At 46.3% G+C, this 26,099-nt stretch carries 27 protein-coding genes and 3 tRNA genes; 5 read left to right on the forward strand and 25 right to left on the reverse strand.

The window, feature by feature from the left end; all coding sequences use genetic code 11:
• The 8 genes from FGT79_RS06205 to FGT79_RS06240 form a co-directional block, all read right to left on the reverse strand.
• Complete coding sequence (locus tag FGT79_RS06205; RefSeq protein WP_138751866.1) at window positions 1-1,317, reverse strand: PBSX family phage terminase large subunit; 1,317 nt, start codon at window positions 1,315-1,317, stop codon at window positions 1-3.
• Entirely contained in the window at window positions 1,310-2,032 is a 723-nt protein-coding gene (gene terS, locus FGT79_RS06210) for a phage terminase small subunit (protein ID WP_138751867.1), read from the reverse strand. The genes FGT79_RS06205 and terS overlap by 8 nt, the downstream gene beginning before the upstream one ends.
• Before the next feature lie 66 nt (window positions 2,033-2,098).
• On the reverse strand, window positions 2,099-2,518 hold the full coding sequence (locus FGT79_RS06215; RefSeq protein ID WP_138751868.1) for a hypothetical protein: 420 nt from the start codon (window positions 2,516-2,518) through the stop codon (window positions 2,099-2,101).
• Window positions 2,519-2,684: 166 nt separating this feature from the next.
• Window positions 2,685-3,290 carry an ECF-type sigma factor gene (locus tag FGT79_RS06220; protein WP_138751869.1) on the reverse strand — a complete coding sequence of 202 codons (606 nt, stop codon included), beginning with the start codon at window positions 3,288-3,290 and terminating at the stop codon, window positions 2,685-2,687.
• A gap of 641 nt (window positions 3,291-3,931) precedes the next feature.
• A complete protein-coding gene (locus FGT79_RS06225) occupies window positions 3,932-4,171 on the reverse strand; it encodes a hypothetical protein (protein WP_138751870.1) in 240 nt (79 codons plus the stop codon).
• A 3-nt stretch (window positions 4,172-4,174) separates the two neighbouring features.
• Window positions 4,175-4,573, reverse strand: a complete 399-nt coding sequence (locus FGT79_RS06230) for a RusA family crossover junction endodeoxyribonuclease (RefSeq protein ID WP_138751871.1) — start codon at window positions 4,571-4,573, stop codon at window positions 4,175-4,177.
• Window positions 4,566-4,808: a hypothetical protein gene (locus FGT79_RS06235; RefSeq protein WP_246096316.1), complete on the reverse strand. Its 243-nt coding sequence runs from the start codon at window positions 4,806-4,808 to the stop codon at window positions 4,566-4,568. The genes FGT79_RS06230 and FGT79_RS06235 overlap by 8 nt, the downstream gene beginning before the upstream one ends.
• Window positions 4,809-5,080: 272 nt before the next feature.
• Complete coding sequence (locus tag FGT79_RS06240) at window positions 5,081-7,342, reverse strand: AAA family ATPase (protein WP_138751873.1); 2,262 nt, start codon at window positions 7,340-7,342, stop codon at window positions 5,081-5,083.
• Between the two features lie 514 nt (window positions 7,343-7,856).
• On the opposite strand from FGT79_RS06240, the gene FGT79_RS30990 reads away from it, so the two are divergent.
• Window positions 7,857-8,009 (forward strand): hypothetical protein, encoded by a 153-nt coding sequence (locus FGT79_RS30990; protein WP_171056097.1) that lies wholly within the window; start codon window positions 7,857-7,859, stop codon window positions 8,007-8,009.
• 167 nt (window positions 8,010-8,176) lie between these two features.
• Here the strand turns inward: FGT79_RS30990 and FGT79_RS06245 are convergent, their stop codons facing one another.
• From FGT79_RS06245 to FGT79_RS06290, 10 genes are all read right to left on the reverse strand, one after another.
• Complete coding sequence (locus tag FGT79_RS06245) at window positions 8,177-9,766, reverse strand: DEAD/DEAH box helicase (RefSeq protein WP_246096176.1); 1,590 nt, start codon at window positions 9,764-9,766, stop codon at window positions 8,177-8,179.
• A 12-nt stretch (window positions 9,767-9,778) separates the two neighbouring features.
• Window positions 9,779-10,393 carry a hypothetical protein gene (locus FGT79_RS06250; protein WP_138751874.1) on the reverse strand — a complete coding sequence of 205 codons (615 nt, stop codon included), beginning with the start codon at window positions 10,391-10,393 and terminating at the stop codon, window positions 9,779-9,781.
• A 25-nt stretch (window positions 10,394-10,418) separates the two neighbouring features.
• Window positions 10,419-11,528, reverse strand: a complete 1,110-nt coding sequence (locus tag FGT79_RS06255; RefSeq protein ID WP_138751875.1) for an ATP-binding protein — start codon at window positions 11,526-11,528, stop codon at window positions 10,419-10,421.
• Window positions 11,528-12,862 (reverse strand): AAA family ATPase, encoded by a 1,335-nt coding sequence (locus tag FGT79_RS06260; RefSeq protein WP_138751876.1) that lies wholly within the window; start codon window positions 12,860-12,862, stop codon window positions 11,528-11,530. The genes FGT79_RS06255 and FGT79_RS06260 overlap by 1 nt, the downstream gene beginning before the upstream one ends.
• Window positions 12,863-13,046: 184 nt before the next feature.
• A complete protein-coding gene (locus FGT79_RS06265; protein ID WP_171056098.1) occupies window positions 13,047-14,060 on the reverse strand; it encodes a sigma-70 family RNA polymerase sigma factor in 1,014 nt (337 codons plus the stop codon).
• Window positions 14,061-14,295: 235 nt separating this feature from the next.
• Window positions 14,296-14,475, reverse strand: coding sequence for a hypothetical protein (locus FGT79_RS06270; RefSeq protein WP_138751878.1), 180 nt, complete (start codon window positions 14,473-14,475; stop codon window positions 14,296-14,298).
• Window positions 14,462-14,905: a helix-turn-helix domain-containing protein gene (locus FGT79_RS06275; RefSeq protein WP_138751879.1), complete on the reverse strand. Its 444-nt coding sequence runs from the start codon at window positions 14,903-14,905 to the stop codon at window positions 14,462-14,464. Before FGT79_RS06275 ends, FGT79_RS06270 begins: the two co-directional genes overlap by 14 nt.
• A complete protein-coding gene (locus tag FGT79_RS06280) occupies window positions 14,902-15,204 on the reverse strand; it encodes a helix-turn-helix domain-containing protein (RefSeq protein WP_138751880.1) in 303 nt (100 codons plus the stop codon). The genes FGT79_RS06275 and FGT79_RS06280 overlap by 4 nt, the downstream gene beginning before the upstream one ends.
• Window positions 15,201-15,824 (reverse strand): BRO-N domain-containing protein, encoded by a 624-nt coding sequence (locus FGT79_RS06285; protein WP_138751881.1) that lies wholly within the window; start codon window positions 15,822-15,824, stop codon window positions 15,201-15,203. Before FGT79_RS06285 ends, FGT79_RS06280 begins: the two co-directional genes overlap by 4 nt.
• On the reverse strand, window positions 15,821-16,018 hold the full coding sequence (locus FGT79_RS06290) for a helix-turn-helix domain-containing protein (RefSeq protein WP_138751882.1): 198 nt from the start codon (window positions 16,016-16,018) through the stop codon (window positions 15,821-15,823). The genes FGT79_RS06285 and FGT79_RS06290 overlap by 4 nt, the downstream gene beginning before the upstream one ends.
• Before the next feature lie 267 nt (window positions 16,019-16,285).
• Between FGT79_RS06290 and FGT79_RS06295 the strand changes: the two genes are divergently transcribed.
• From FGT79_RS06295 to FGT79_RS06305, 3 genes are all read left to right on the forward strand, one after another.
• Window positions 16,286-16,909, forward strand: coding sequence for a helix-turn-helix domain-containing protein (locus FGT79_RS06295; RefSeq protein ID WP_138751883.1), 624 nt, complete (start codon window positions 16,286-16,288; stop codon window positions 16,907-16,909).
• A complete protein-coding gene (locus FGT79_RS06300) occupies window positions 16,869-17,918 on the forward strand; it encodes an ImmA/IrrE family metallo-endopeptidase (RefSeq protein ID WP_138751884.1) in 1,050 nt (349 codons plus the stop codon). The genes FGT79_RS06295 and FGT79_RS06300 overlap by 41 nt, the downstream gene beginning before the upstream one ends.
• Before the next feature lie 99 nt (window positions 17,919-18,017).
• Window positions 18,018-19,295 (forward strand): tyrosine-type recombinase/integrase, encoded by a 1,278-nt coding sequence (locus FGT79_RS06305; protein WP_138751885.1) that lies wholly within the window; start codon window positions 18,018-18,020, stop codon window positions 19,293-19,295.
• Between the two features lie 76 nt (window positions 19,296-19,371).
• On the opposite strand, the gene FGT79_RS06310 is transcribed toward FGT79_RS06305, so the two are convergent.
• The 4 genes from FGT79_RS06310 to FGT79_RS30995 form a co-directional block, all read right to left on the reverse strand.
• A tRNA-Leu gene (locus FGT79_RS06310) sits at window positions 19,372-19,457 on the reverse strand.
• Window positions 19,458-19,477: 20 nt separating this feature from the next.
• Window positions 19,478-19,554, reverse strand: a tRNA-Ile gene (locus FGT79_RS06315).
• A 37-nt stretch (window positions 19,555-19,591) separates the two neighbouring features.
• Window positions 19,592-19,668, reverse strand: a tRNA-Met gene (locus FGT79_RS06320).
• A 107-nt stretch (window positions 19,669-19,775) separates the two neighbouring features.
• Window positions 19,776-19,940, reverse strand: a complete 165-nt coding sequence (locus FGT79_RS30995; protein ID WP_171056099.1) for a hypothetical protein — start codon at window positions 19,938-19,940, stop codon at window positions 19,776-19,778.
• 233 nt (window positions 19,941-20,173) lie between these two features.
• Here FGT79_RS30995 and FGT79_RS06325 point away from each other — a divergent pair, with 233 nt between their 5' ends.
• Window positions 20,174-20,686: a 2'-5' RNA ligase family protein gene (locus tag FGT79_RS06325; protein ID WP_138751886.1), complete on the forward strand. Its 513-nt coding sequence runs from the start codon at window positions 20,174-20,176 to the stop codon at window positions 20,684-20,686.
• A 67-nt stretch (window positions 20,687-20,753) separates the two neighbouring features.
• Here FGT79_RS06325 and FGT79_RS06330 read toward each other — a convergent pair whose 3' ends face one another.
• Genes FGT79_RS06330 through FGT79_RS06340 form a run of 3 tightly spaced genes read right to left on the reverse strand, consistent with a single transcriptional unit; the run spans window position 20,754 to window position 26,097 of the window.
• Complete coding sequence (locus tag FGT79_RS06330; RefSeq protein ID WP_138751887.1) at window positions 20,754-22,277, reverse strand: ABC transporter substrate-binding protein; 1,524 nt, start codon at window positions 22,275-22,277, stop codon at window positions 20,754-20,756.
• Between the two features lie 5 nt (window positions 22,278-22,282).
• Window positions 22,283-23,173 (reverse strand): ABC transporter ATP-binding protein, encoded by an 891-nt coding sequence (locus FGT79_RS06335; protein ID WP_138752948.1) that lies wholly within the window; start codon window positions 23,171-23,173, stop codon window positions 22,283-22,285.
• 8 nt (window positions 23,174-23,181) lie between these two features.
• Window positions 23,182-26,097 (reverse strand): ABC transporter permease, encoded by a 2,916-nt coding sequence (locus tag FGT79_RS06340; RefSeq protein ID WP_138751888.1) that lies wholly within the window; start codon window positions 26,095-26,097, stop codon window positions 23,182-23,184.
• Between the last annotated feature and the right edge of the window lie 2 nt (window positions 26,098-26,099).

Here is a 26,099-nt window from a genome sequence, read left to right on the forward strand (position 1 = left end):
CTACACCTCCAATCTGCGCTTAAACGGCTGCACGGCGTATTCGCTACTGTCCAAACAGTCCACTGGATAGCTGCCGTCATCGGTTCGTACCCATTCACCAGCCATTCGCTCCTTCTCATCCCAAGTCGCATTCTCCAGCGCTTCAAGCCACGGCTTAAGGTGCGCCATGACTTTATAGCGGCCCTGGTTGATAAGGATGTTCGTCAACCGGATCCTATCCACGATGCCCTCTTTCTTGTAGGCAGGCACCACTTGTATATGAATGCCCCGGCGTCGCAGCTCATTTGCTAGCGCCTGTCGGAACAACTTGTCAGCACTCTCAGCAAAAATATGAGTACACGACAAAAAGGCCGGATACATCTCCGACCACTCGACTATCTTATTGACGATCTCCTGTGCATACCTGTCATGCGTGTATCCTGATTCCTTGCCTTGCTTGTGATAATAGCCATCCAGCAGCACAACATCCTTATATCGAGGCGTAATGCCTGTCAGCGTGGCCACCGTAGCGTCAGTGCCTCCGATATCGATACCAATGCTGAACTCGATAAAGCGGAAGTCTTTAATCTCCTGCCGTGTGACCACAACAGTCTTACTATAGCCTGTGTAGATTCGCCCTGTGGCAGCTGTTCGCTTGCCCAGAATGTCAGCCTTATACCACAGGCTATCCTTGTCATACGTAGCCAGCACAGACTTTAAGCGATCATTCGGAATGCTCAGATTGCCCAACACCGTAAAATGTCCGTAGTTGTATCCAAGATTCTCACCGCGCTCCAGCAATTCATCCTGGTAGTCCAGCACATCTCTGTAAAACCAATGTGACGGTGGCTTAGGGTTAAGATCGAAGAACAGCTGCCTAAAGCTACTAGCTAACGTACGGTCAAATACCTCCTGCACGAATGACTGATGGCACTCGTTAACCTCAGTGCCATATACCGTACCGTATGAGTTACCCTTGATCCGCGCCGCATCGTTCGCCTTACCGCCGCCGGCAATGATGATAATCTTCTCACCAGTCTTGGTCTGAATGTACAGCGCATCGCGGTTCTTGTACTCTCCTTCTCGGCAGCGCCCCTCAAATAGCCACTGTAGACCAAAGCCGTTAGAATCGATTACGTTCATCTTGGCTGCGCCCAGGCTGACACCGAATACCAAGTGAAGCTTATCTGGGTGGATCTCCAAGCACATGGCGTAGGCTATCAGGTTGATAATGTTCTTGCCAGCTCGCTTACCACCCTCAGCCACATTGAGCCATGAGTCCTTACTTCGTCGTATATAATCAGCCTGGTTAGCTGTTAAGGGTGCATAATCAATCATCGTCCAGCACCCTCTCAGGAGCTGGGTTATTGATCAGATCGGCCAATGCCGTTATCTGGGCGTTAGGATCAACGCCGTCTTTGTTCGGCACCTTAGATTTCAGTACATCGATACGAGCCTTCTGCTCCTCTGTAGCCAACTCAGTGCGTAACAGGTCATCGTACTGTCGGATAAGGCTTTGCAACGTGCTCATAGCCCTGCTCTGCGCTTGCAAGAAGGTTGCCTGCTTGTCCCAAGCGTGTTGAATCTCGTATTCAATGCCTGTATCGGTCAGCTTCTTATCGACCTTTGTTTGATCTTCCCGGTCCTTAACGTACATGATCTGCTGAGCCCGAATAATGGCCGTGTATTGAATCATGATGTTATCCCAAACGATATCAAGTGGGCTCTGCTGCTGAAGCTGCTCCATGATCTCCAGCGACTCAGCGGGCATATACTTCTGGAACAGGCCATGCGTTACAGCTGCCGAGTTCCGTTTTGCAAACTGATTCGGTGGATCAGGGTTGCCTGCCCCTTTTCGCTTGGAAGCATCAGCCCTAGCCTTCTTCCCGTTCGTTGCAACGTTGCGTTTCCGTTGCGTTGCATTGTTGCGTTGCCAGCCTTCCCGATTTTTACGACTGCGGATCGTGGCATCTTTGATCCCGTATTCATCGGCAATATCCTTGAAGCTGATGGTTGATGTTTCCCAAGATTGACGAATCTTTACCCAGTCCACTACACAATCACCACCTCCAGCTTTATGTTGTTCTAAAAAAGAAAGAGCCGCCTATTGGCGACTCACTTATATCGGATATTCAAGATGTACTTTCTTCAGAACTCTCCAAAGCAGCGCGATTAGATCCTCGCCTTCTTCACTCTGTATAACATCAGCGCCTTGCAGAATAATCATCCATTGACCATAGGCAGACCGAATTTCTGTTTGGCAGTGTTGCCGAATGATGTCCATCATTGCTGTTCCTGAAAAGAGCGGCAATGCCAATTCATAATAGTCTATTACTTCGCCACGTTCATTTCTAACTCTATGTTCTCTATCTACTTCATCGAACACTTCTTCAACGATGAGGTGAACTTGATTAGGCTCATCTTTCAAAAAGAAAAATTCACCTACTGATGCATCATGAAACTTAATGATTTCCTCCAAGGTATCCGGATCAGTAGCTAAAACTTCTGCAATAGATACCTTATCGCGCGGTGCTCGCATGTACACTCCCCCTCAACATCATATTTCGACAACGAGAGTGTATTTCCTTCTAACTAAAAACCGCCCATCAAAGGGCGGCTCTGCTCGTTTACATTTCTTTCGACACTATCATAATATCACGGCTTGACACCCTTGTATAGAACGTATGTGCGCCAATTTTGTGCCATTATCGTGCCAACATTTTATACTCCCGTTCTGCGTCAGCAACTCGTCTCCAGTAAGTCCGATTCGATATGCTAAGCAGATTACGAATCTCATCAACTCGGTGGCCTTCTACGTGAACCATTTTCAATACTTCTGCATAATCAGGCTTGTATGTTTCAAGCGCGGCCAGTACCGTATCAATTCGATTAATCTCATCCTGCAAGTCCTGCAGCTCAGTCAGTCGGTCAAGCACCGCATCGAGATCGTCTCGAATATCGTACCCTCTTGCTGCAATCACCTTGCTGATCTTAGTACGGAGCTCTTGCAACAGCTTGTCATCCTCTGCATCAGCTCCGTACTGCGGGATAACAGCCAACTGGCTCTTAACGCCTGCAGGATATTGGGACAGATACGCGTGTGCTATAGCCTCTAGCTGCTGTTCGCGCTTGCCCAGGTACATGTAGCTGGGCATAACTCTCAGCCTACGGTGTAGATCCTGTAGCTGATCGTCACCATTTAGCCGACTAACTGTCATACCCACGCCTATTGAGTAGTTTTCAAGGACACTAATCCTTGCCATCATCCGCTTATAATTGCTTAATTGTTCAATCGTCTCTTGTTCGGTCATCGCACCTGCTCCTCTCATGTTGTCTCTCAATACTTACCGATCACATACACCCTGCCGTCTCTATTCATTTGAACATCGTTTATACTCCTGATTACGGCCGATTAATCCATAACTCACTACTCTAACTCTGCGCATCCGCTCTAGATTGCTTTGTTTTCAAGTCAAAAATTCACCACTAGCCTCATACCCACATAATTTATAACAAACAATACGGAGGTGTCTTTTTCTTGGAAAATCAAAACCCGCGGAATCAGAAGATGAATTATTACCCTATCAATTGCTGGTGCTATCCTGCTCCTTTCAATCCCAATTTCCATCCTGTATTTACCAATAATCAAAAAACTATGCCGAGCCAATCTCACCAATCAGATAGTTTTCTCGGAGGCTTTAGGTGCTGTGAGTATCAAAGTCAATCTACTGGACATTTTGATCGTAGATGTGCTCGCTGGGACCAGTCCTGCCCCCCACCAAGTAATCCAGACTTTATTTTAACGAGTAGTGGAATCGTTCAAATTCCTGATTGTAATTATTGCAGATAATTTGACTGTTTTTTTGAAAGTCTCACTGTCTGAGACAGGATATGTTTATTTAACTTAATTAGGGACTTGTGTAGATGAACTACAGATGACCGGCAGTAAAACCTAATTCACGTTTTTGCTGCCTGCCACATTCCTATCTTCGTATACTCCCTCCAGCCACTCGACCAGCATCACCATTTGCTTAATGACAAGTCGGTTATCTTGATACTTCTTGCTGATCACTCCGCACGAATCAGCTACCCAAGCCCAAAACATCTCACTTCCTAATCCATGTTGAGCAGCTGTCTGGTTAACTTGAGCGATCCAAGCAACCACATCGTTATAAAATGCTTGATAGTCCATAGGCTACAATTCCTCGATTTTGACGTAGATACCTGGTTGATCGGCCCAAAACTTCTCTATAATCTCACTCGCAACGATTGCGTCATCTTTCCAGAATCCAAGATCTGTCATGATATCGAAGGGTAACTTGTTAAGGTTGTGAGTGTCTGGCTTCGTTATCTTCCACTCTCCGTCGTAATGCTTGCTGCCTTCCTTGATAGGGAACAGCCACTTCACGATGACCCGGAGAGCTCCGGTATATTTCTTCGCTGGAACATGCTGTCCAAGGTGCGCCGTCAGCTTCGCTCGAGCTGCCTTTAGGTCGGCCGGCTCGTAAAATACCGGCTTACCATCCATGACGGCAACCTGCTTCTCCTGATGCGTTGCTGTCGGCGGTTTCATCGCCATAAAAAATTCAGTCATCTTGCTGACCCTCGGCCATTTCCTCCCAATCGTCTATCAATCCACGAAGATAGCTAGCAGCCTGATCATCGGCAAACAACTCTTTCCGATCGATAACATATTTGACGATAAAGTTCCCGTTTAATTTTATTCCGAATTGGAGTTTACCGGCTTTATCAAAACAGCGCATAAATGAATTGCCGAACTCTATTGTTTCTGGCGTTTCATTCTCCCAATATTTTTTGGTCACTGTCATCATCCTCTTCTCTTTTTTCTTTTTTCGCGCAACCGCTAAGGCTGTAGGAGAAGGGGGCGCCGCGGAATCAGTAGCGGCGACCTTCTCTCTCCCTACCGGTTACCTTAGTAGATTAGTCATTAAGTCTAAACATACAATCGCGTGTATATATAGGAGATCCCCGCAACTTATCGCGGCATTGCGGCAATCATACTTTCGCAAGTTGCGGCGACCTTAAAATGATGATTGCCGCGAGAACTCGCAACATCCATAAAACATGATTGCCGCCGCAACTATTCATCCTCTTGTTCTTCTTTCTTGACAATGCGGAAGCCAATCGAACGATCAATTTCATAACCATATTTCTTGATCCAATCTCGTACGGTACGCTCGGCCACCTCTTTGCCAGTAGATCCATACCATGCGATGACATCAAGTACAGTAGGCGGCTCTCCAAAATTACAGTTACTTACAACGTCCTCAAATTCCTCGGCCTTACTCCTGCGTTCCTCTTTAGCCTTAGATGACCGCTTGTCCGTTGCCTTTTTCCATGCAGGAGCTGATGACTCACCCTCCGGCTCGATGTCCTTCAGGCTGCCGCTATCATCCACTTTATGGATCGGGTATTGAAACCACATATTGACCGGTGCAAACTTCGGATACTCTCGCAGTGTGCCTTCCACACGCCAAGCTGAACGGATACGTACGCTCTGCAGTGCTTGCTTGATCTCTTCCCATGCGTTCCCCATCTGATCAGGCATAGCACGCTTGGCATGGTCCTCAATCGCCTTAGCACTTAGTAGATCATCCTGAGAGACATGCTCCTTCAGGTAGGCTGGATTGTATTTTTCAAAGTACTGTTGATAGATTTTGCATACAGCCTTGTTTTCCTCTTGCTTCAATAAAGCTTCCGTTATGTCGAGCTCTACCAAATCGATCAGCGCGTCCGGATCGCGGGCGAACACGCCACTGCCGGATGCTCTATCCATCGACTTCTTGCCGCCTTGTGAACCCTTTGAATGATGATGGCAGTAAATTACACTAGCGCCGAGCTCCGTTGCTATCTTGTCAAACTGGTTAGTGAAGTGTGCCATCTGATCGGCGCTGTTCTCGTCGCCCGTCAGGACCTTATAGATCGGGTCAATGATAACAGCGATATAGCCTTTCTTGGCCGCTCTCCGAATCAACTTCGGTGCCAGCTTGTCCATCGGTACCGACTTCCCACGCAGGTTCCAGATATCAATTTTGCTTATGTTATGTCCTGACATGCCGAGCGCTTGGTACACATCCTTGAAGCGGTGCAAGCAGCTGGCTCTGTCGAGCTCAAGGTTAACGTATAATACTTTGCCTTGCGTGCATTGCCATCCAAGCCACTTGTCACCCTCTGCTATGGCAATACTCAGCTCAATTAATGTGAAGCTCTTGCCTGCCTTAGACGGTCCAGCCATAAGCATCTTATGACCTTGTCGCAACACGCCATGGATCAAAGGTGGAGCCAGCACCGGCATGTTATCCCAAGTTTCATCCAAGCTTTCCGGATCCGGCAGGTCGTCGTTAACGCCTTCAATCCACTCATGCCACTCGGCCCAGTTCGCTTTACCAATATTCGTATCGATAATAAATTGCTTCTTGCCGTTACGTTCAACGCCAGGCATACGTGACAGCCTAGACGGGTTTCGGTTCTGGTTATCGATGGCCAGTCCATTCTTCTTGCAGACGTTATATAAATAGTCAACGCGCTTACGGTACTCATCGTAATTAGAGGCTTCTACTCGAACGATGGCATGCAGGCTTTTACCTCCGCTGTAAACCATAGCAGCTATCGGCAGCTCTAGCTCCCGCATGATGGCATTTTGCTTCTCAATGTCCATAGTGTCAGACTCGACGAGCGCATATCGAAACTCAGTGACGTTATCGTTTTTGACACCTTTACCATCGAGAGGATTGAAGCGGATCCAAGCCCCTGCCTCTGGCTTGTAATCACCAAAGACTTTGCCTATATCGCCTTCGCACAAGTGAAGTAATTCAATCAGCTCGCCAGCAGTACGATCCGATGCCCCTTTAGTGGGTAAATACTTGCCTTCATCGTTCTGCCACGTATCCGTAACATAGCCCACGTTTTCAGCAGGTTCGAACAACGTTTGAAGGTATTTGGTTAGCTGCTGTACTGGGTTCCAATCCTTGGGTTCGTGGATCTCCTTGCCTTCTATCCAATTCCGATCGACGACAACATAATCGCCGCCCGATATTTCATCATCCCAGCCGAGCTCACGATCTTCCCGTCCCATTGAACGCGGCATCCAACCGTTATCCTTGGCCATCTGAGTAATCGTAGCGCCTGTAACTGGTGAGCCAGACCCCTCGAAACTTGTCCACTTCTTGAAGCATTCTCCTGGGCGATATCTTCCGCCGTCTCTTCTGCTCCATTCATCCCAGTCACTGGCTGTATAGCCTTCGTATTTGAGGGCCATGCCTACGTTGACCCATTCCTGATAGTTTAGATAGGAAGGATCAACGTAGCCTAATAAAGCAATGAGATCCAGTTTATGTTCCATACGTGCTACCCTACCTCTCAAAATATTTGCGTGGTTTTGCGTGATTTTCTTGTTGATATTAACCACGAAATATGCGTAATCGATTTCTATTACCACATTCAATAACACTAGGTCAAGGTAAGATTTATCAAAAAATCTGAGCTTTCTATAACCTAAATAACAACTTATGATTACTTCAAGAGTTGCTGGCCGGCACTCCAACTATAGATAGGAGGTTGAAAATCAATGAGAAAAAAAAGCAAATGGTCATTATGTGTTCATGTTTTTGCAATGGTAAAAATAAATCTTCTAATAGAAATTAACTAAGCACTTACTGCAGGGGCAATTTTTTCATAAGTTCCGCCCCTGCTTACAAGTACTTTACTCATGTATTTTTGTATTCATATACATCCCTTGCTAATACCCCTTAATGACAATTGGAATTGGTCATTTACCTCCTCTGTAAATACCCAGTCACTTAATAACACCAGTACATAACTTAAAGAGTACTCAAAACGTAGGAGGTGCATGATTGATGTCTGGATTTGTTGGTGGTGCTAATCACAATATTGGTTTTATTCTGGTACTGTTTATTTTGTTGGTTATTATAGCGTGTAGTTGTGGTATTGGAAGCTTCGGCGGCTGCGGTAATGTCGGCGGTATCGGAGGCTATGGTAAAGGTTACTAATAAACGTAGCAACTCATTCCTCCGTGCATCAGGTACCGTTTATCAAGTACTTGAATAAAATAAGTCTGGGATAACTCGGCAGCCACCCCCTCCTCGTTAACCACCCCTTCAGGTATTGGAGGGGTATTTCCTTTTTACTAGGTCACTTAATTATTCAATATGTTGTATCAGGCTTCTGGTCGGTACCCGTTAGGAGTAATGCCGTCCGGTACCTTCCATCCGTTGGCTGCAACCCGATCTATCAGCTTCTTAGCCGTATCGAATGACCAGGTACCAACATGTTCAAAGCCGCGTTGCTCCAAGAAACGGATCTGCTTCGGCGTTGTTAGACCTTCTTCGCGTCGTTTATCTAGGCGCTCGAGCAGCTTAGTCGCCTTGCCTGCATTGTCTACTTGGTCAGGAAGGATTCCAAGCTTCTCAAGCGTCTTCACTTGGGCATCACTCGGCGGCCCCATCTCCCAGCCGAAGGAAGGAACATAACTGGCCAAGTCTTCAGCCTGAATGCTCATTTCAAATTGCAGTGGATCAACTAATGCCCTTTTGCGGCGCTTCATCTCTGCTAACTGTTTGGCCAAAGCTTCTTCACGCTGGGCAATGACGTCCTCGGCAGCTGTCTTTTCAACTGCTTCCAGATCCATCGGTATGCCTGCCTCTTCGATCTGCTTAGTCATAGCCTGAGCAACTTCCTCATTCTCTGCGATAAGGTGTGCCGGGTGACACAACTCATGCTTCTCTGTATGCCAAAGGAAGTCGAGCAACAATAGATCCTCCTTGCCCGGAAACAGCCGGGTACCTCGCCCGACCATCTGACTATACAAGCTACGTACCTTAGTCGGTCGTAAGACAACAACACAATCTACGCTTGGACAATCCCAACCCTCGGTTAGCAACATAGAGTTGCACAAGACGTTATATTTACCACTATCAAAGTCCTCTAATATCTGCGAACGGTCCTGTGAATCTCCGTTTACCTCAGCAGCCTTAAATCCAATTGCACTTAATATAGAAGCAAACTTCTGGCTAGTCTTAACGAGTGGTAGGAAAACAACAATCTTCCGATCATTCGCCACTTTCCACATCTCTGCAGCTATTGAATCCAAATACGGGTCCAGCGCTGTTCCCAGCTCGCTACTTTTAAAGTCTCCAGCTTGTTGGCCAACTGCGCTTAGATTGATCTGCAGCGGAATCGTCATGGCCTTGATTGGACTGAGATACCCTGACTTAATTGCCTTGGGTAGCGTGTACTCATAGGCTAATGACTCGAAGTAGGATCCAAGGTTACGCATGTCGCCACGATCCGGCGTAGCTGTAACGCCTAGAACGTTGGCTCCCTCGAAATACTGCAGCACGCGCTGATAGCTGTCAGATATACAATGATGAGCTTCATCGATGATAATCGTGTCGAAGTGATCTGCAGCAAATTGCCGCAACCGCTTATCCCTCATTAATGTTTGGATGCTACCGACGACAACACGGTACCAACTACCGATCGACGTCTGCTCCGCTTTCTCTGTTGCGCATATCAATCCGGTGGACTTCTCCAACTTGTCAGCGGCCTGGTCCAGCAGCTCACCTCGGTGTGCAAGGACGAGCACGCGCTCGCCCAATACAACCCGGTCCTCAATTACCTTTGAAAACACGATCGTCTTGCCGCAGCCTGTCGGGAGAACCAGCAACGTTCGCCGGACTCCCTTTTCCCACTCCGTCTGAATAGACGCGCGGGCTTCCTCTTGATAGTCTCGTAGTTTCATAGCCATGATGATAGCCTCCTAAAACTGCCCTGGGACATAACCGCCTGGTTGTTGACCAGCAGGAGGGAATGGCATTTGGGACTGCGGCTGCTGATATTGTTGTTGTGGCTGTTGTGGCGTTTGGTACCCTTGTTGTGAAGGCTGTTGCTGATACCCTTGCGGCTGCTGGTAGCCTTGTGCCGGTGCCTGCTGCCCTGCCGGGAAAGCATCCTCATAGGCAAAAAACGATTTGACCTGATTTGCTGATCTGTCTTCGCCTTGGCTCTTATAGTTCCTGACTTCCATCTTCGCTTTGCCTTTCGCACCAATAACTGCATTCCAGTTCATACGCAACGGTTCGCCCTTACGTTTTTGACCAATGGAAGAGAAGAAATTGGATAGTAGGCCCTCAGTCTTAGTGTGCAAATACAAGTTGTGAAATACAGTTACGTCTCCATGCTCAAGAGAATGAACAGTCAACTCCAACTTTGCTTGGTTGCAAGCTGGCATTTTTTCGCTTCCGTTAAAGCGACTGCGTTCAAACTTAGCAACCGTGAAAAAGTAATCTCCCGCAGGAAGCAGCACGAAGCCGCCTCCACCGTCCTTTTCAATTGTGTCGTCCCATCCCAGTTCACGTTCGTTAATTTGCGTCATGTATAAGTCCTCCTAGAATTTTTTGTTAGAACGGAAGTTGCGTTCTCGCTTCTTGAATCTTTTCAAATACTTTCGGCCAAGCTCCAACCAACACACCATTGATAAAATTAGGATCATAATTGGCGATTGGCGTATTCATTGGGTAATAACCTTGTGCACTAACGACAATCTGAATCTCTGACTCTGTCACATGGTGCTGTGTCATCAGATCCAGAAGTGATTTCGGAATATTAGGATCAAGCGGCGACACGACCACCGATGGAGCTGGTGATTGGTTTATCGGTGCTGCAGGTGGAGCTGTTGCGGCAGGTGCTTGTGTCTGCGGCGACGTATCCCCTCCGTTCATTTGTCCCTGTACTTGGTGGATTAGCTGTGACGGTGGATTAACACCAGTTGGGACCGTTGCTCCCTGCTCGAAGATATGAGCAATAAATGTATATTCGAGTGGGAAGTCATCTGGCAACCCGTGCCGATTCTTTGCGTCCCACGCCGGGTGATGCGTGGCGTAAACCGTGCGTGTTCCACCCTGTGCCTTATGCTTCTTACCATCCTTATCTGCTGCCACCGAAAATGTCTTGTAATTGATGAAGAGGACCATATCGGCCCATTCCTTGACGAGAGCTGCCGTCCGTGAGCCGGTCTTCTGACCAAGCTTTAACTGATAACGGTCGTATGCCCCCATCTCGTCCGGCTGTTCGAATTTCACAATCTGCGAATGGGCTGATAGCACGACATGAATACCAGCTTCGATAACATCGCTAAGCAGATTCAGGAAGCGTCCAAACTCCTCGGCCACGAAGATATAACCTTTACCATAGCCAAAATCTTCGACGCCTTTCTTCTGGTGAGAGGAGCATACGCCTTCCACACAAAGCATTTCCGCCCAGTCAATCGTGTCAATTATTAGTGTTCCGAACCTGTTGCCCTGCTGCTTAACCCATGCGACTTGCTGGTTAAGCATCTCCCAACTTGAAGGCTTCGCCGTCCGATCAACGTCCAATTCGGTAGTGGATCCCTCTGTATCAATAAATACTGGACGTGGGAACCGAGCTGCCAGCGATGACTTACCAATTCCCTCCGGACCATAGATAACGACCTTCTTTGCCTTCTGAACCTTACCGCTGATGACTTGCATTAAAATTCACCTGCCTTCCAATTTGCAGTCGATGATGATTCCCATGTTGGACCCGGATCAATCTCTCCTGGAGGCTGCTGGAGCGTTACACCTTCTTGCCCAGCTACATATCCGTCTTCTATAATTAGGCTGCATTCCTCCCCAGTGCTAACTCTTGTGGCAATTGCCTGAAGGCCCTCTTGTTCCAGCCAAGCACCAAACTCATTTAGTGTATCCATGTCCATTTGCTCGAGCTTGTCCAGCAGGATAAAGCCGCAATCTGGCTTAAGCTTACGTACGATAGCAGTAGAAACCTTAAGCTGGTCAGATCCGCTCATATTTCCCCAGCGCTGCCCTTTATAGATCAGCTCTCCATCCTCAACAGACAGGCCTTCAAGCGGCAAATTAGCGTTTTCCAATAGCTCTGTTTTCTGTGCGCGGATCCCGTTAATCTCAGTTGTCAGCGTGTCGTACTGCTGACGGTAATCACTTGCATCTGTTTCAGCTTTGTCCTTATCCAGATTCGCACGTACCTTGCGGTTAATCTCGTCGAGATGCTGGATGTTAGCCTCAAGCTCTGCTGTCGATTCATCATGAAGCTGTAGGGAATCCTTCTGGGCGTCTTCAAGATCCACCCCAGTCTGAGCATACTTAGCCTCGGCGTCCGTTAGCATAGCTTTCAGCCGCTCTACCTCTTGGCCTTGATTCGCATACAACGTTTGGTACTGACTCAGTCGCTGCCGCTTACGCTGGTTCTCGCCGTTGCGGGCAAGGATGCCCTGTTGCTGCTGAATCAACTCCGATGCGGAAATAGGCTCCTTAGGCGCATCAGGGAAATACGGCTGTTCCTTCGCAAACTTTGCCTTCTGGTCAGCAATTTGACCAATGGCATGCCGGCGGTTGAAAGATTCCTTCTCTTGGACCTCTAGCGCATGCAGCTTATCACCGACACCGATGATCCGCAGCAGGATGTTGGCCTTTTCTTTGTTCGTGGCGTTCATGAATTTTGGTAGATCGATAGCCAACTCTTCGACGAAACTATCTAGGAGTTGCTGACCGCCCTTCTGGCCGTTCGGGTCAGTGACCTTCAGGTCGCTGTTCTTACCCTTCCGCTCGACGATCAGGCCATTACTGAGCACGATATGGAGATAAGGAGGCACAACCGATCCTTCCCGTTCCGCCTGTGATGGACGGTAGCGATTACCACCAAGCCCCCAAGCAAGCGCATCGAGAATACTGGTTTTCCCTTGATTGTTTCGGCCACCCACAATGGTTAGTCCGGACTGTATCGGCTCGATTTTAACGGCCTTTACGCGTTTGATATTTTCTGCTTCGAGTTTGGTTATTTTGATCATGTGTTCCTCTTCCTTTGCTTTTGGATTGGCGTTCCTGTGTATAGGTTGCAATGCAGATCGGGCAGGCCTTAATGTCAGGTGCTCCCGGAAAAGGTCGAAGAAATTGGCTCTCCATCTTCTGCCCGCAGACATGGCATTCAGGCGGCAATAGGGTTATGACGACTTGAGACAAGCGAACCGCCTCCTACAGATATTTTTTAAGCAAGGCCTTCAGCAACTCGTTCTCTTGCTGCAGCTCATTCCGCTGTTCCCAAAAAGCATCATATTCCGCCGACAGCCCCTCGTATTTCTCCTGCCAGTTGTCCGCTGGCGGCTGCTGAGATAAGCTCGGAGGTTGTGCAGGTCCATCTTCAACAAAGGCTCCTTGCTTACGTGTCAATCCGACTATCCCCCACTTTTTCTTACTTTCATATATGAAGCTTGTAGAAATGCCGTAGTCTTTGGAAATCTTGTTATCTGAAATGCCTTTCTCTTTTAGCGCTACATATGAAGCCTTGGTCAACTGCTTCAAGGTGCTGCCTCCTTTATAATCGAAGAAATGTATAGCTTTACGACGCAGCTCTGCAGACAAGCAGCGCATTCGAGTAGTGGAAATATTCAACGTTTTTGCCGCCGTTTCCGCATCGCTTCCCCTTATGAGCAACTCGAGCCATTTTAGTTCCAACGGATCCAACTGGCTCTCAAATAGCGAGACGTCGGCTGCCGTTTCGTCCACTCCTGCTGGCAGGATATCTGCTAATGTAGAAGAATCCTCGCCAACGGGAGCTTCCAATGATGCTGGCTTAGACTCTCGAAGATACTTCAGGGCCCGCTGTGCTTCTACCTCATTACAGGGTATTTCCTCTGTAATCGCGGCTGCTGGCTTATCCAATAAATTGCCTCTCAAAATCTTCCCTGCCAGCTCGTATATGTTTCGTGACACCTTCAATGGCTGATTCTTTTTTAGAAAATCGCGCACCTCGCCCAAAATATACGGAATCGCGAATGAAGCAAAGCGGACAGGATGGCCAGACTTATTCAACCGACTTGGATCAAAACGATGATGTGCCTTAATCATGCCAATCATAGCTTCACTCTCCAGGTCATCGCTTGTAATTCCGTGCTGTCCAATCGCCCAACGGTACCGCCTAACAACGAATCCAATTAGGTTATGATGCTGGTCAATCACGTTTTCGAGCTGAGTAGCTGCTGTATTCAATACATCTACCCTCTTCCGTTCAAGACCATTGCATGATACAATAGCCCTACTATTTTGATTTATCCGGCTATTACGGCTCCTAACCCGTGATAGCCTTTTTCATGCGCTTCTGATTCTCCCAAGCTGCAAATCGCAGACATACCATACGTTCATCATGCGTCAGCTCACGCCATACGCGGCCTGTTACACTCATTCCCTCTCACCTCCTTCGCTAGAATAAAGAAGGCTATCCACCTTATGCCTCCTCGTCATCTGTCAGGATGCCATAGATCTGTTTCAGATCTGCCAGCTTAATAGCGATTGGCAGATAATGCTCGCTACGTGCATCCAGAAGCGCCTTCTTGGCTTTCTCCAATGATGCGATAGCCTCTGACACTTCCAATGCGGCAAAACTTACAGACTCAGCTTTGTTCACTGTTGTACACCGCCTTCCAGTACCTTACATGTGCTTCAGTATTAACAGCGATCATCAGCGAAGAATTGTCTACAGGGTCGATGGGCAACTGTCCAAATCTATCAGCAACAAGTTGGATCTCATGCAGCCTGACTTGGACAGCTTCCTCAAATGCAGCGTGGAGCTTGTCCAGTTCAGTTGGTTCGATTGGCGTTGAAGACTCGATACAATCTGAATTGTGAATCAGTTGCAAAACAGAAACATTTAAGTAACGGGCGACTTGAAGCACTTTTTCAATCGATGGAGAATGCTTTTCCCACTTGTAAATCGTGTTATGGCCAAACCATAGATCCTTTTCAATTTTCGAAATAGATGTCCCATTGCTCTTGCAAAGCTGCTTAATGGTATCAACAAGACGAATATGATTCGTCGATTCGTTTAGCGTAGTCATGGCGTTTGCTCCCTGTAGTTAACCTGCTCTTGCTGCTTCATCCACTTATCTAAGCTACCAGAGCTAAATAGGTATCGCGGATTCTTGCTGCCGTCAGCTCCAACTAATCGATGTGGAATTTTCTTTGTGCGGCAAAGCTTGCGAAGCGTGTATTCACTCATGGATAGATAATCACAAGTTTCCTGAAACGATAGTGTTACATCTGATTGAACGCTCAGGCTTTCCCTAATGCGTCGTTCAGCAACAGCAACTTCCTCTGCAATTATGGCGCGAATTGTAGCTTCTATTGAAAGGTTCATATCGTCACCTTCCTAGTGTGCCTCTGATAGATTGTTTCGCTAACCTTGATCGGTAACGAAAAACGTTCAGCCACTCCCATAAGCTCAACCGTTTCATCTAGAATCGGCCCTCTATCAATCAACATATCTGGAGTCATTTCGCCTTTTTTGATCATTTTGCTATGGCCATGTGCTAGACTGACTGCCTTGTTGGCAATCGTATTTGCTTTAATAAAATCCAATTGAACCGGATTTCCCAGTGATTTAGACAACCGAGCCATAGCTTCACGTTGATGTTCCTTATCGAGCAGCCGAAAAACTTGGAACCCTTCGAGACCAGTTGAATGCCGAAGTTGTCTGATAATATCAAACATAAAGTCTTCAAATTCTTCTGCTTCTGGTCTTTGTGATCGAGTTATCGCTTTGTAAATCCCCTGTTCGTATAAAGCAGTGAAATTTTGATTCATACCCGTCAATCTGACGGTTGTAAGAAATTTACTTTTAAGATGCCGCGTCATAGCATTTGTATCGCTGTATTGCAATGCAGAAGCAATGTCTTTGGCAATAGCAACCCATTCGCCTGTCGCATCCAAAGCGAAGCGAATCTCGTGCCCAAACCAATTTTCTAAGCGAAGGTTCATGCCATTACCTCGCTCTCCAAGCCAAGCATCTTAGCAATGATTGGCTTTTGGTTCTTACCAGGACGCGTGCCTTTGAAAATTTCAGACACATATGTTACAGAAACGCCAACTTCTTTCGCAACGTCTTTCATCTTGATATTTTTTTGAAGCATAATCTTACGTGCTTCAGCTCCAAATTCAGTGTAATTCGCCATTCGCATTCACCTTCTTCCAATTTTTTGTTTAAATAACAGCTTAATCGTTGACATCAGACAGAAAATATTCTAATATCAGAAAGAAGCGACAACAAAATAAACGTCGTTTGGGAACGATTTTTAAAAGAAGGTCATTCGACCTCTGTTTTTTTGTTGCTTTTTGCTATTAATTAAGCTGTTGAGATCATATTACCCGAATATTTTAGGGTAGTCAACAGTTTTCCCGAAAATATTAGGTTCAAATTTTGCAGTAAAGGGAGAATTGGAATGAGTATCGTAGAAAATATTAGGGTTTTATGTAAGGATGCTAAAACTTCAATACCAAAGCTTGAAAAAGAATTAGGTTTTGGTAATGGTGCAATCTATAACTGGGATAAGAATTCACCATCTATTGATAAAATTCAAAAAGTTGCTGACCATTTCAAAGTATCAGTTGATATTGTGCTATATGGCTTTGATCTTACTAGGTTCGAGGAGCTATTTAGGATTATCATGAATAGAAGAACATGTGAGCAGTTTGCAGAGGATACAGGTATTGATCTAGGAATCATAGAAGATTACGCTTATGGAATTTCTACAGTGCAACCTTCATTGGACTTGTTAAAGAAAATTGCCAATGAAAATCCATATAAATTCATAGTTGACGATAAGAGTCTATTTGAAGCTGCAGGATACTCAACGAAAGATTTAGACGTATCAATTCAAGAACAACCGATACAGATAAACATCCTAGAAGTATCAACCATGCCCCATTTAACTGACGAACCAGAAATTAGAGCTATTCAAAGAGCAGCAAAAAATATGACTCCAACAGACAAGAAGAAGATGTTAAATATGGTCAAAGCGGCGTTTGAAGAAGCGTTTGAAGGGGAAGATAACAATAAAAGCTGACTTTGCTACTGCTGAAAAAACGGCGAGAGCGTTATTAGAGACTCTCAAAATCGATTCTCTGCCTATAGAATTGGAACGGCTTTATGACTCATTTCCTAATCTACAGATCAAAAGCTATACATGGTTTTCTGAGATCCATAATATTACTATTGCTGATGTTGTTGAAATTACAGATAGTGAGAGCGGATGTTGTTGGTACATGCCAGAACAAGGACGCTACTTGATTCTGTACAATAATACGATATCGAATTTGGGGCATATTCGATGGACGATCGCTCACGAGTTAGGCCACTACTTATTAAAGCACAATGAAAGATCAGATAGGACTCAATTGACAAGGAATCGTTTATCTGAAAAAGAATATAACGTTTTTGAAAAAGAAGCGAACTGTTTCGCACGATCTTTATTAGCCCCTTCGAGTGTACTAGTTGCAATAGGCAAACTTGATGTTGTAACTATATCGGATATATGTTTAATTTCTAATGAGGCTGCTGTAAACGTATTGAGCTTTATTAGAAGAGGACTTGAAATGGGTAAAATATTCAAGGACAACTTAATTAAACTGTTTAACAAAGCAATTCACCACCACCTATATGCACACAGTTGTTTAGATTGTCAGGCAGTTTTTTCTGATGAGCAATGTAATTTCTGCCCTATTTGTGGATCCGAAGAAATTATAAAAGGAAAGAGGTACGATAACATGATATATTCAGGCCATACAACAGACTTAAATGGACGTGTTACAGTATGTGGACGTTGTCAGAATGAAGAGGTGGGAGATCAAGGGTCATATTGTAAAATTTGCGCTGCACCAGTTAATAATAAATGCTCTAATGTTGATTATGATAATAACGGATATATAGAATGGCAATGTGACACTGTTGCAGCAGGCAATGCTCGTTATTGTGTTACCTGTGGATCAGAAACCCTATTTTTCAAAAATGGGCTTTTAAAACCGTGGGAAGATGAATATCCTCGATCACAAAGCAATTTAAAAGCAGTACTTTAACATAAAAAAAATCATAACAATTCATTCTTTCGCTTCTCGGCTGAAAGGCTGTTTACATATACCAAAAAAACGAACATACGTTCTTTAGGAGGAAGAAAATTGGCAAAAGGAAGCATTGAGAAGCGCGGTGCGAGCAAGTGGCGTCTTACCGTAGACCTTGGGCTAAATGCGGATGGCACGCGTAATCGGCCAAGGAAAACTATCGAAATCGAAGACGAAGCCTTGTTGAAAACGACAAAACGCTTGAAGGATCATTTGGATGATGAATTAGCAGCCTTCAAACTGGAAGTACTTAGCGGGAATTACATCGCCCCTGCCAAACTGACATTCATAGATTTCTATGAGAAAGAGTGGATACCGAAATATGCGGAAATAGAACTAAAAAAGGGTACCACTCTACAATCACACTGCTCGAAGATCAATAACCATGTGCTTCCACAAATTGGACACAAGCGCATCGACGAGATCACAACAATGCAATTGGTAAAACTGTTTGCCGATATGCGAAAGCCAGGCGCTCGCGTCGATAAGCGCGGCGGCAAAGACAAACTGTCATCTCGGACGATCCAGTACACGTATGACGTGACTATGAGCATATTTAAGAGGGCCGCGGAGTGGAACGTGCTTAAAATCAATCCACTTGATGGCGTCAAACGCCCACAGATTAGTAAAGAAGACAAAAAAGCTAGGAAGGATCGAAAGAACTATTACGAGGAGGATGAAGCGACAGCAGTCATTAATGCACTTCTCGAAACTGACTCTGTTTGGCGTATGTATTTTCTTGGTGCAATCGTAGGTGGTTTTAGACGTGGCGAATTGATCGCGCTTGAAATTGATGACTGTGATTTTATAAATTCCAGGCTGCGAATTGATGAAAGTATTTCTAGTACCAAAAATAGTAAAGCTGATATAACCGACACTAAGAACGAAGCTTCTAACGATTACGTTGACATGCCTCTATGGTATATGGACGAGTTGGCTACTCACGTCAAAGCGAACCGAAAACTTAAAATGAAACTGATGGATAAGTGGCAAGGTGGCGCTCGCAATTTCGTTTTCCATTCCGGGTTAGGAAAACCTTACTATCACACAACACCCACACAACGCTGGAAAGACTGGTGCGATAATAATAAGTTCAGGTATGTAACCCTGCATGGGCTCCGACATACGAATGCAACTTACTTGCTGGAGCAAGGCGCATCAATAAAAGAAATACAACATCGCCTTAGACATGCTACTTCGCAAGTCACCAGCGACACGTATGCTCACGTTACAAAAAAGCTCAGTCGTAAGACTGCTTCGCACCTTGATAAGTTCGATCCGAAAGTTCGTCCCCAATCCGTCCCCAACGGTCAAAATGACGCTCATTCTTCTTGATTTTGTCGAATAGGAAATAGCTGTACAAAAAGAAAAGACCCCTTATGTATCAAGGGATCTTAGTCTTTTCTTCTTATGCCGAGGACGGGAATCGAACCCGTACGGTGGTCACCCACCGCAGGATTTTAAGTCCTGTGCGTCTGCCAGTTCCGCCACCCCGGCATGTTGTAAAAGTTTGCTTATGGTGGGCCCTGAGGGACTCGAACCCCCGACCAATCGGTTATGAGCCGACCGCTCTAACCAACTGAGCTAAGGGCCCTCGTAAACCGTATATTTCAACGTGTTCATCGAAAGGTTGGTTGCGGAGGCAGGATTTGAACCTGCGGCCTTCGGGTTATGAGCCCGACGAGCTACCGGGCTGCTCCACCCCGCGACGTTATCCATTTGAGCAAAGCTTCTTGAAATGGCGACATAAAATAATATACTATAGTTGCATGTTTTAAGTCAAGCAAAATATTCTAATTTATTTTTTAATCTATTTTAAGGGATAAATCTTACCCCAAATCGACCTTTCTTCGATCGAAATACTTCTACTTCATGTGGACTCTCATAACCATTAATCCACCAATCATTTTCCATTCTTCTAACCAAGCAACCCGCTTGGAACTTCGTTTCGTATAGGCGAACCCAATACACCCATCTCATGCGAATCCCTCCACTGCTATAAGGTTAAGCCGCCATTTACCGCATCCATAAAGGCTATAGTCATTAGAATACCCCGAAATTGGAATATTACCATTGCAAGCAGCAGTAATCTTCAACAAGAGCTTACACTCTCTATTTCACTTACAACAATCCGTATAAGACATACATCGATTCTTACTTTATATGCAAATCGGGTATACTCAAATTAGACCATTTCGAAGGAGCTGAAGCCCATGTTATATGGTATCGTTGTTTTTCCGGAAAAGCATGTACAGGATTTCGCGAACAGCTTGCGAAGACGGCATGATCCTCACTACTCCGCCATCCCTGCTCATCTAACAATTAGGGAAGCAGCCGAATGGACGCACGAGGAGCTTGAGCATGCTGTAGAGCATTTGGAGCAAGTAACCTCTACGCTGTCTCCGTTCACTATCCAATTGAACCGTGTTTCTACCTTCTACCCTGTCAACCACGTACTCTACATGGCTCTGGAAGACACGAATATGACGCAGCAGCTTCACGATAGCATATGCAGCGGTCCACTCGTCCTTGAAGCAGCAAAGTATGTCTTCACACCTCATGTTACGATCGGGCAAGAGCTCTCAGCCGATGAGCTGCATGATCTATACGGGAACCTTCGCATGCAGGAGATTAATCTCTCTTCAAAAATCGACCGCGTTCACCTTCTCTACCAGACCGATAACGGCTCCTGGACTGCGTATCAATCGTTTCTGCTAAGAGGATAACTATTTTCCACACAAAAAGCCTGGAAGCGATTGTAGCATCGCTTCCAGGCTTTTAAGATTATCTACCTTATCTAGGCACTGGCATGATGTCGATCGGGCCGCCTCCGCCGTCCACTTCTCCATTAGGATTCGTTTTCAGGCGTTCAAGCACAGCGTTGCCGCGAGTTTCCCATTCGGCAAGTGCTTCTTTTGCTGTTTTCGTCTTCTTAATAACCTCTTGGAAAAGCTCATATCCTGGTGATTGAGCTTCCCAAATACCTGGTTTATCGCGGAATATCTTCTCAGCATCCGTGCTTGTCGGAGGAAGCGGCTTAAGTGTAGTAAAAGCGTTCATGTTGTATTGCAAGCCACCGATTGGCGTCAAATACTCTTTGCGTGCAACCATCTCGTAAGTGCTTCTCGACTTCAACTTCGCCCATTCTTTGCTGTTCGAGTACTTAATGAACTCCCAAGCGTCTTTATCATTTTGTGCTTTGTTGTTGATGCCCATCAATTGGCTCAGCGCAATGCTTCCGCCTACCTCAGGATCATTCGGGTGAACCGGAACCGTCACGACATCCCAGTCAACCGGCTCGAAATCCTTGATTTTGGATGCGTTATCCGATGCTTTCTTCAATTCATTGATATAACCGTAATCACCAATCGTCATCGCTACTTTACCTTTGATGAACAGATCGCCATAGAACGGATCATTACCGTTGCCGCCATCAGCAATTAACTTCTCATTAATACTGTTAACATATTCTTGTGTAGGGATAATTTCTTCTTGATAAAGGGAAGACACGGTATTCCATACATTTTCCCATTGCTCGCTGTTTACGAGCATTTTCTCACCTTTGTCATCCCACATTTTCAGTTGAAGCGCTTGGCTGTAAATTTGTGTGTCGTTAAAGCCGTCAGATGGCCAGCGATTGAATGAAAATCCGAATGTACGATCCTCATTCTCACCTTTCGTTACTTGACGCGCAAGGTTAAGCACATCTGCCCACTGCATTTTATCCGTTGGAGGCGTTACGCCAGCATCACTAAACAGCTTCTTATTGTAATAGAGTGCGGAAGAGCTGAATGTTGGTGTCAAGGCATATAGATTGCCGTCGCCCGCAGACTTGATTCCCTCAATTACGGTAGGAACATAATCGGAAAGATCGAATTTATCTTGAGAAACTAATGGATCTAGAGGCTGAAGCAAGTTATCCTGGGTCATGCGGCGAAGCATATTGTAATCGAGAACGACTACGTCAACTGGATTCGAACCGTTCAGCATTTCTTTCATTTTCTCATACGGATCAGCCTGGGTTACCGGTTTCGCTGGCTCAGACTGCTCGAAGCGTTGATCATCGTAATTGATGGCACCTACGATTTGAAACTCGATGTTCGGATGAGACATTTCATACATATCGGTATACTGCTGACGGAAGTACGGCTCATTATCCGATCCACCATACAAAACGCCAATCCGCAGTACCCGTTTCTCTGTCGAATCCTCTGAACCGCTGCTACATGCAGCCAGCAATCCAATTAGCAACGCAAGCGTTAAGCTAACTAAAGTCAATTTGCGAATACCCAATCCTGAAAAACGTTTTTTGTTCATACGATTTAACCCCCCAATGATTTCGGCGGAGTAATAATAATCCGCTCGCCGTCAAACTCCATCGTTGCTTTGTCCTTAATGTTTAAAGCTGTCAAATACTCCTTAGGCACTTGTAACCGTCCAACCCGATCTACTACGACATAGGCCTCGTGCACAGATTGCAATCCACTCGCAGCGACGGGAAGGTCAGCCTCACCCCCATCAGCATTAATGTTCGGATTTCGTTTTATAAACTCTGTGCTCGTTAAGCCGTCACGGATAGCGACCACGCGGTCAACCTTGCCTGCGAGTGTGAGATCATGCGTAACGATCACGATCGTTATGCCAATCTCGCGATTAAGTCTGCGGAAGATGCCCATAATCAGATCTGAAGTAGCTGTATCCACAGAGCCTGTTGGCTCATCGGCAAGCAGCAGCTTCGGACGATTCGAGAGTGAAATCGCAATTGCGACCCGCTGCTGCTCTCCTCCTGACAGCTGATGAAGCTTGTTATGCATCCGCTCCTTCAGTCCGACCCACTCCAGCAATTGCTTGGCATATGCGCGGTCAACCTTGCCCGATAACATCATCGGCATTTCTACATTCTCAAGTGCAGAGAGGTATGGAAGCAAATTCCGAGCATTATTTTGCCATATGAAGCCCACTGTCTCCCTCTTGTACTTAACAAGATCCTCTTCGGTTATTTTGAGAAGATCCCAAGGACCCACATGCACCTGGCCAGCTGAAGGGCGGTCAAGACCGCCCAATGTATTGAGCAGCGTGGATTTCCCGCTGCCGCTGTTGCCGATGATTGCCATCAGTTCGCCTTCGTTTACTTTCAAGTTGAGGCCCTGCAGAGCGACGACCTCCAGATCGTCGGTTTTGTATATCTTCACAAGACCCTCGCAATCGATCATCGCTGTTGTCATCGTTCCTCTCCCATCTTGACCGCTTGATGCACTTTCAGCCTTCTGATATGAAGGAAGAGCAGCATGGCACCAATCAGCATCATCACACCGACTACAATGAACAACTGATTCGTATCATTCGAATCGAAAATAACTCGGAACGGCGGCACCGTTTCTGCCGCATTCTCTGCTGTCTGAAGAAATGGCAAGAAGAGCAAACTGACTGCTTTGCCGATGAGAACACCAAGTCCAATCGCAAGCCCTGCTGTGAATAACTGCTCCAGCAGGAGCATGCCCGTAAGCTGCTTCCGGGATAAGCCCATCGCACGAAGCACACCGAATTGAACGACACGTCCCGACAGGTTAAAGAACCAAAACAATACATAGCCAGCCAATGTTATAACAACGGATACTAGGAACCCTAAGCTCAATATTCCAAACACACCGCCGCGTGTTGGAAGCTTCGATTGCGCGATTAATTCACTTCTAACATCCTTAATAGAAGCAATCTCAATCCCAGCCTTCTGCAGCTCCGTAACGATTGGCGCGACCTTTGCATCAGGCTTCATCTTGATCCATACCTCATAGGGAATAAGCGGTAACTGATCATAGATATAATCCAAATTCGTAATGATGAATGGTGATTTATCCGGGTATTGACTTGGCCAGTAAGGGAGGATGCCCATTACGACAAAATCCACCTTGCCTTCCGCGAAGCCAACCGACACCGGATCGCCAAGTTTGAGCTGATATTTCTCAGCTACCTTAGATGGAATCAATGCCCCATTCTCATACACGCCAAGATTATTCAAATAGTTAAACGGGTGAACCGCATATAGATCATTGCGGAACCAGGCTACCTTGGAGAAATCGACATTGTCGATGCCCATAACGGTACCTTGACCGATGGACTTACCAGAAATAACGACACTTCCTTTTGCTTGAAGTACCCTTGCTGCCGATTCTACTCCTTCAAGCTTGCGAAACAATTCAAATGGCGGTTCGGTATACATGATCTTAGTTGGTACGCTTTGACCGCCGCCACCTCCAGATCCACCACCGGAGCCACCGCCTGAACCGCCGCCGCTTCCGCCACCTGAACCACCACTGCCTGAACCACCGCCATTCCCGCCTGAACCGCCATTACTTGGCGTCGTCGTGAGTTCTGCTGAACCTTCCCATACCGTTTGAATCGTGACGTCCGCACCATACTTATAAAGCGTGCGCTCCGTCGAGTTCAAATCGATCGTTCGTGCTGCTGATGCGTTGTATACACCTAGTCCGAGAGTCAGAACGAGCAGAATCATTAATGGATAATAGCCTTTAGATGAGCGTGACAGCTGCATGAGTGTCAAATAAAGCGGTACAGGCAAAAACTTGCGTCCGAGCCATGTAAATAGCTTGAGCAGCCAAGGAAACAGCCGCAAGAAAAATAATCCTAGTGCAAAAATAGACAGTGCCGGAACGAAGAAAAGAAACGGCTGAACGTTCAATTGATCCGTCGTCATACCGGTTTTAAATGTCAGCATTTGACGCTCATTAAACATATACCAGCCGTAGCCAGCCGCTCCAATCAGCAGCACATCCAAGTACCAGCGCTGCCAGCTTGGCTTACGGTCAGATCGAGCAAGATCCTGCTTGTAGCTGACAATTGACGATCGTGCGTAGATAACAGCAGGAATAATTGTCGCAAGAAGTGCCAGCACGACTGCCGCTGCACCTGCAATCATGGCTTCTGTTGAGAAGCCAACCGGTATAGACTTTCGGTTGACGAAGGATAAGAATCCATTCGCTGAACCGATGCTCTTCGCCATAAACCAGCCGATAAACGGTCCACTGGCGAGCGCAATGCCACCAAGTAGAACGCCTTCGAGCAAGTAAATCCAAATGATTTGGCGTGTCCCCGCTCCACGGCTTCGAAGCACAGCAATATCGCTTCGCTGCTTGTCAAGCGACTGGCGCGCATTCATTGCAATAAAGAAAAATACCATAGCCAGCATAGGAGCAGCAAGTGTGAAGAGAAGCGTCTGCAATTGAAGACTTTGTTTTTTAAACTCGGTAAGGGTGGATGCAAAGGAAATCTCAACCCTTGTATCCTTCAGACGCTGGTACAATTCGATATTCAATCGTTCAAGCGTCTTCCCAAGCGGCGTTAATTGACTCGTTTGAATTTCCGACAGATCGAAAGCATAATACCAGCTTGCGTTATGAAGCGGAATGCCTTTCTTCGCGAGCAGCACTTTATCGAATGCTGGTTCGCTTATCTGCAGCGTGCTCAACAGGCTCTCCATCCCTTGATACCAATAAGAGCTCGTATCGGAGATCGGTTTAACAGCCCCGACGATTTTGACACGCAAGGTTAGGTCAAGCCCGCCGTATATCGGATATTCAAACACATCGCCGATATGTACATCATTGCGGTACATGGCTTCCTCGAACATAACGGCTTCGAGCAGCTCACCGTCGCCCTCAGCGTTGACGAACCATCTGCCTTGCGTTAACTCCGTGTTGGCTTCAAGGCCAGACATCGTCATCATCGTCAATTGGCGATTGCGACCTGCATCCACTTTGGCTGGATCCTCAGGTACAACCTCGGAACCACGAATGGAATAGCTGTTGACATACGTACCAAACGGAAAACCAATTTCCTTAGGCACCCCATCCGTAATATACCGTTCAAGCTCCGTTAGCGAGTTTATATCGGTTTTGCCACCAGCAGGCGATTGGTACCTCATAAGTAAGGAGCCGGCCGGCAGTCCTGCGCTCTTCTGCTGAAGCGATTCGGCAACAACCCTTTTGAGTGCGCCATCTGCATACATCGGAATGCTTGTTGCGAAAGCAACCGCCAGTGTCAGTCCTGCCAGCGTGCTTAAGGTTAGCCAGCGCGTGTTCCACATTTTGCGGAACAAAAAACGAAACAGCGGAATTCCCATTG

Origin of the sequence: Paenibacillus sinopodophylli, assembly GCF_005930355.1 — a bacterium.
GTDB classification, from domain to species: domain Bacteria; phylum Bacillota; class Bacilli; order Paenibacillales; family Paenibacillaceae; genus Pristimantibacillus; species Pristimantibacillus sinopodophylli.

What these genes read in the sequence shown, in the direction of transcription:
- FGT79_RS06205 (WP_138751866.1), bottom strand. Translation starts at nt 1,317, where the DNA reads ATGATTGATTATGCACCCTTAACAGCTAACCAGGCTGATTATATACGA.
- FGT79_RS06215 (WP_138751868.1), bottom strand. Translation starts at nt 2,518, where the DNA reads ATGCGAGCACCGCGCGATAAGGTATCTATTGCAGAAGTTTTAGCTACT.
- FGT79_RS06220 (WP_138751869.1), bottom strand. Translation starts at nt 3,290, where the DNA reads ATGACCGAACAAGAGACGATTGAACAATTAAGCAATTATAAGCGGATG.
- FGT79_RS06225 (WP_138751870.1), bottom strand. Translation starts at nt 4,171, where the DNA reads ATGGACTATCAAGCATTTTATAACGATGTGGTTGCTTGGATCGCTCAA.
- FGT79_RS06230 (WP_138751871.1), bottom strand. Translation starts at nt 4,573, where the DNA reads ATGACTGAATTTTTTATGGCGATGAAACCGCCGACAGCAACGCATCAG.
- FGT79_RS06235 (WP_246096316.1), bottom strand. Translation starts at nt 4,808, where the DNA reads ATGACAGTGACCAAAAAATATTGGGAGAATGAAACGCCAGAAACAATA.
- FGT79_RS06240 (WP_138751873.1), bottom strand. Translation starts at nt 7,342, where the DNA reads ATGGAACATAAACTGGATCTCATTGCTTTATTAGGCTACGTTGATCCT.
- FGT79_RS30990 (WP_171056097.1), top strand. Translation starts at nt 7,857, where the DNA reads ATGTCTGGATTTGTTGGTGGTGCTAATCACAATATTGGTTTTATTCTG.
- FGT79_RS06245 (WP_246096176.1), bottom strand. Translation starts at nt 9,766, where the DNA reads ATGGCTATGAAACTACGAGACTATCAAGAGGAAGCCCGCGCGTCTATT.
- FGT79_RS06250 (WP_138751874.1), bottom strand. Translation starts at nt 10,393, where the DNA reads ATGACGCAAATTAACGAACGTGAACTGGGATGGGACGACACAATTGAA.
- FGT79_RS06255 (WP_138751875.1), bottom strand. Translation starts at nt 11,528, where the DNA reads ATGCAAGTCATCAGCGGTAAGGTTCAGAAGGCAAAGAAGGTCGTTATC.
- FGT79_RS06260 (WP_138751876.1), bottom strand. Translation starts at nt 12,862, where the DNA reads ATGATCAAAATAACCAAACTCGAAGCAGAAAATATCAAACGCGTAAAG.
- FGT79_RS06275 (WP_138751879.1), bottom strand. Translation starts at nt 14,905, where the DNA reads ATGACTACGCTAAACGAATCGACGAATCATATTCGTCTTGTTGATACC.
- FGT79_RS06280 (WP_138751880.1), bottom strand. Translation starts at nt 15,204, where the DNA reads ATGAACCTTTCAATAGAAGCTACAATTCGCGCCATAATTGCAGAGGAA.
- FGT79_RS06285 (WP_138751881.1), bottom strand. Translation starts at nt 15,824, where the DNA reads ATGAACCTTCGCTTAGAAAATTGGTTTGGGCACGAGATTCGCTTCGCT.
- FGT79_RS06290 (WP_138751882.1), bottom strand. Translation starts at nt 16,018, where the DNA reads ATGGCGAATTACACTGAATTTGGAGCTGAAGCACGTAAGATTATGCTT.
- FGT79_RS06295 (WP_138751883.1), top strand. Translation starts at nt 16,286, where the DNA reads ATGAGTATCGTAGAAAATATTAGGGTTTTATGTAAGGATGCTAAAACT.
- FGT79_RS30995 (WP_171056099.1), bottom strand. Translation starts at nt 19,940, where the DNA reads ATGAGATGGGTGTATTGGGTTCGCCTATACGAAACGAAGTTCCAAGCG.
- FGT79_RS06325 (WP_138751886.1), top strand. Translation starts at nt 20,174, where the DNA reads ATGTTATATGGTATCGTTGTTTTTCCGGAAAAGCATGTACAGGATTTC.
- FGT79_RS06330 (WP_138751887.1), bottom strand. Translation starts at nt 22,277, where the DNA reads ATGAACAAAAAACGTTTTTCAGGATTGGGTATTCGCAAATTGACTTTA.
- FGT79_RS06335 (WP_138752948.1), bottom strand. Translation starts at nt 23,173, where the DNA reads ATGATCGATTGCGAGGGTCTTGTGAAGATATACAAAACCGACGATCTG.
- FGT79_RS06340 (WP_138751888.1), bottom strand. Translation starts at nt 26,097, where the DNA reads ATGGGAATTCCGCTGTTTCGTTTTTTGTTCCGCAAAATGTGGAACACG.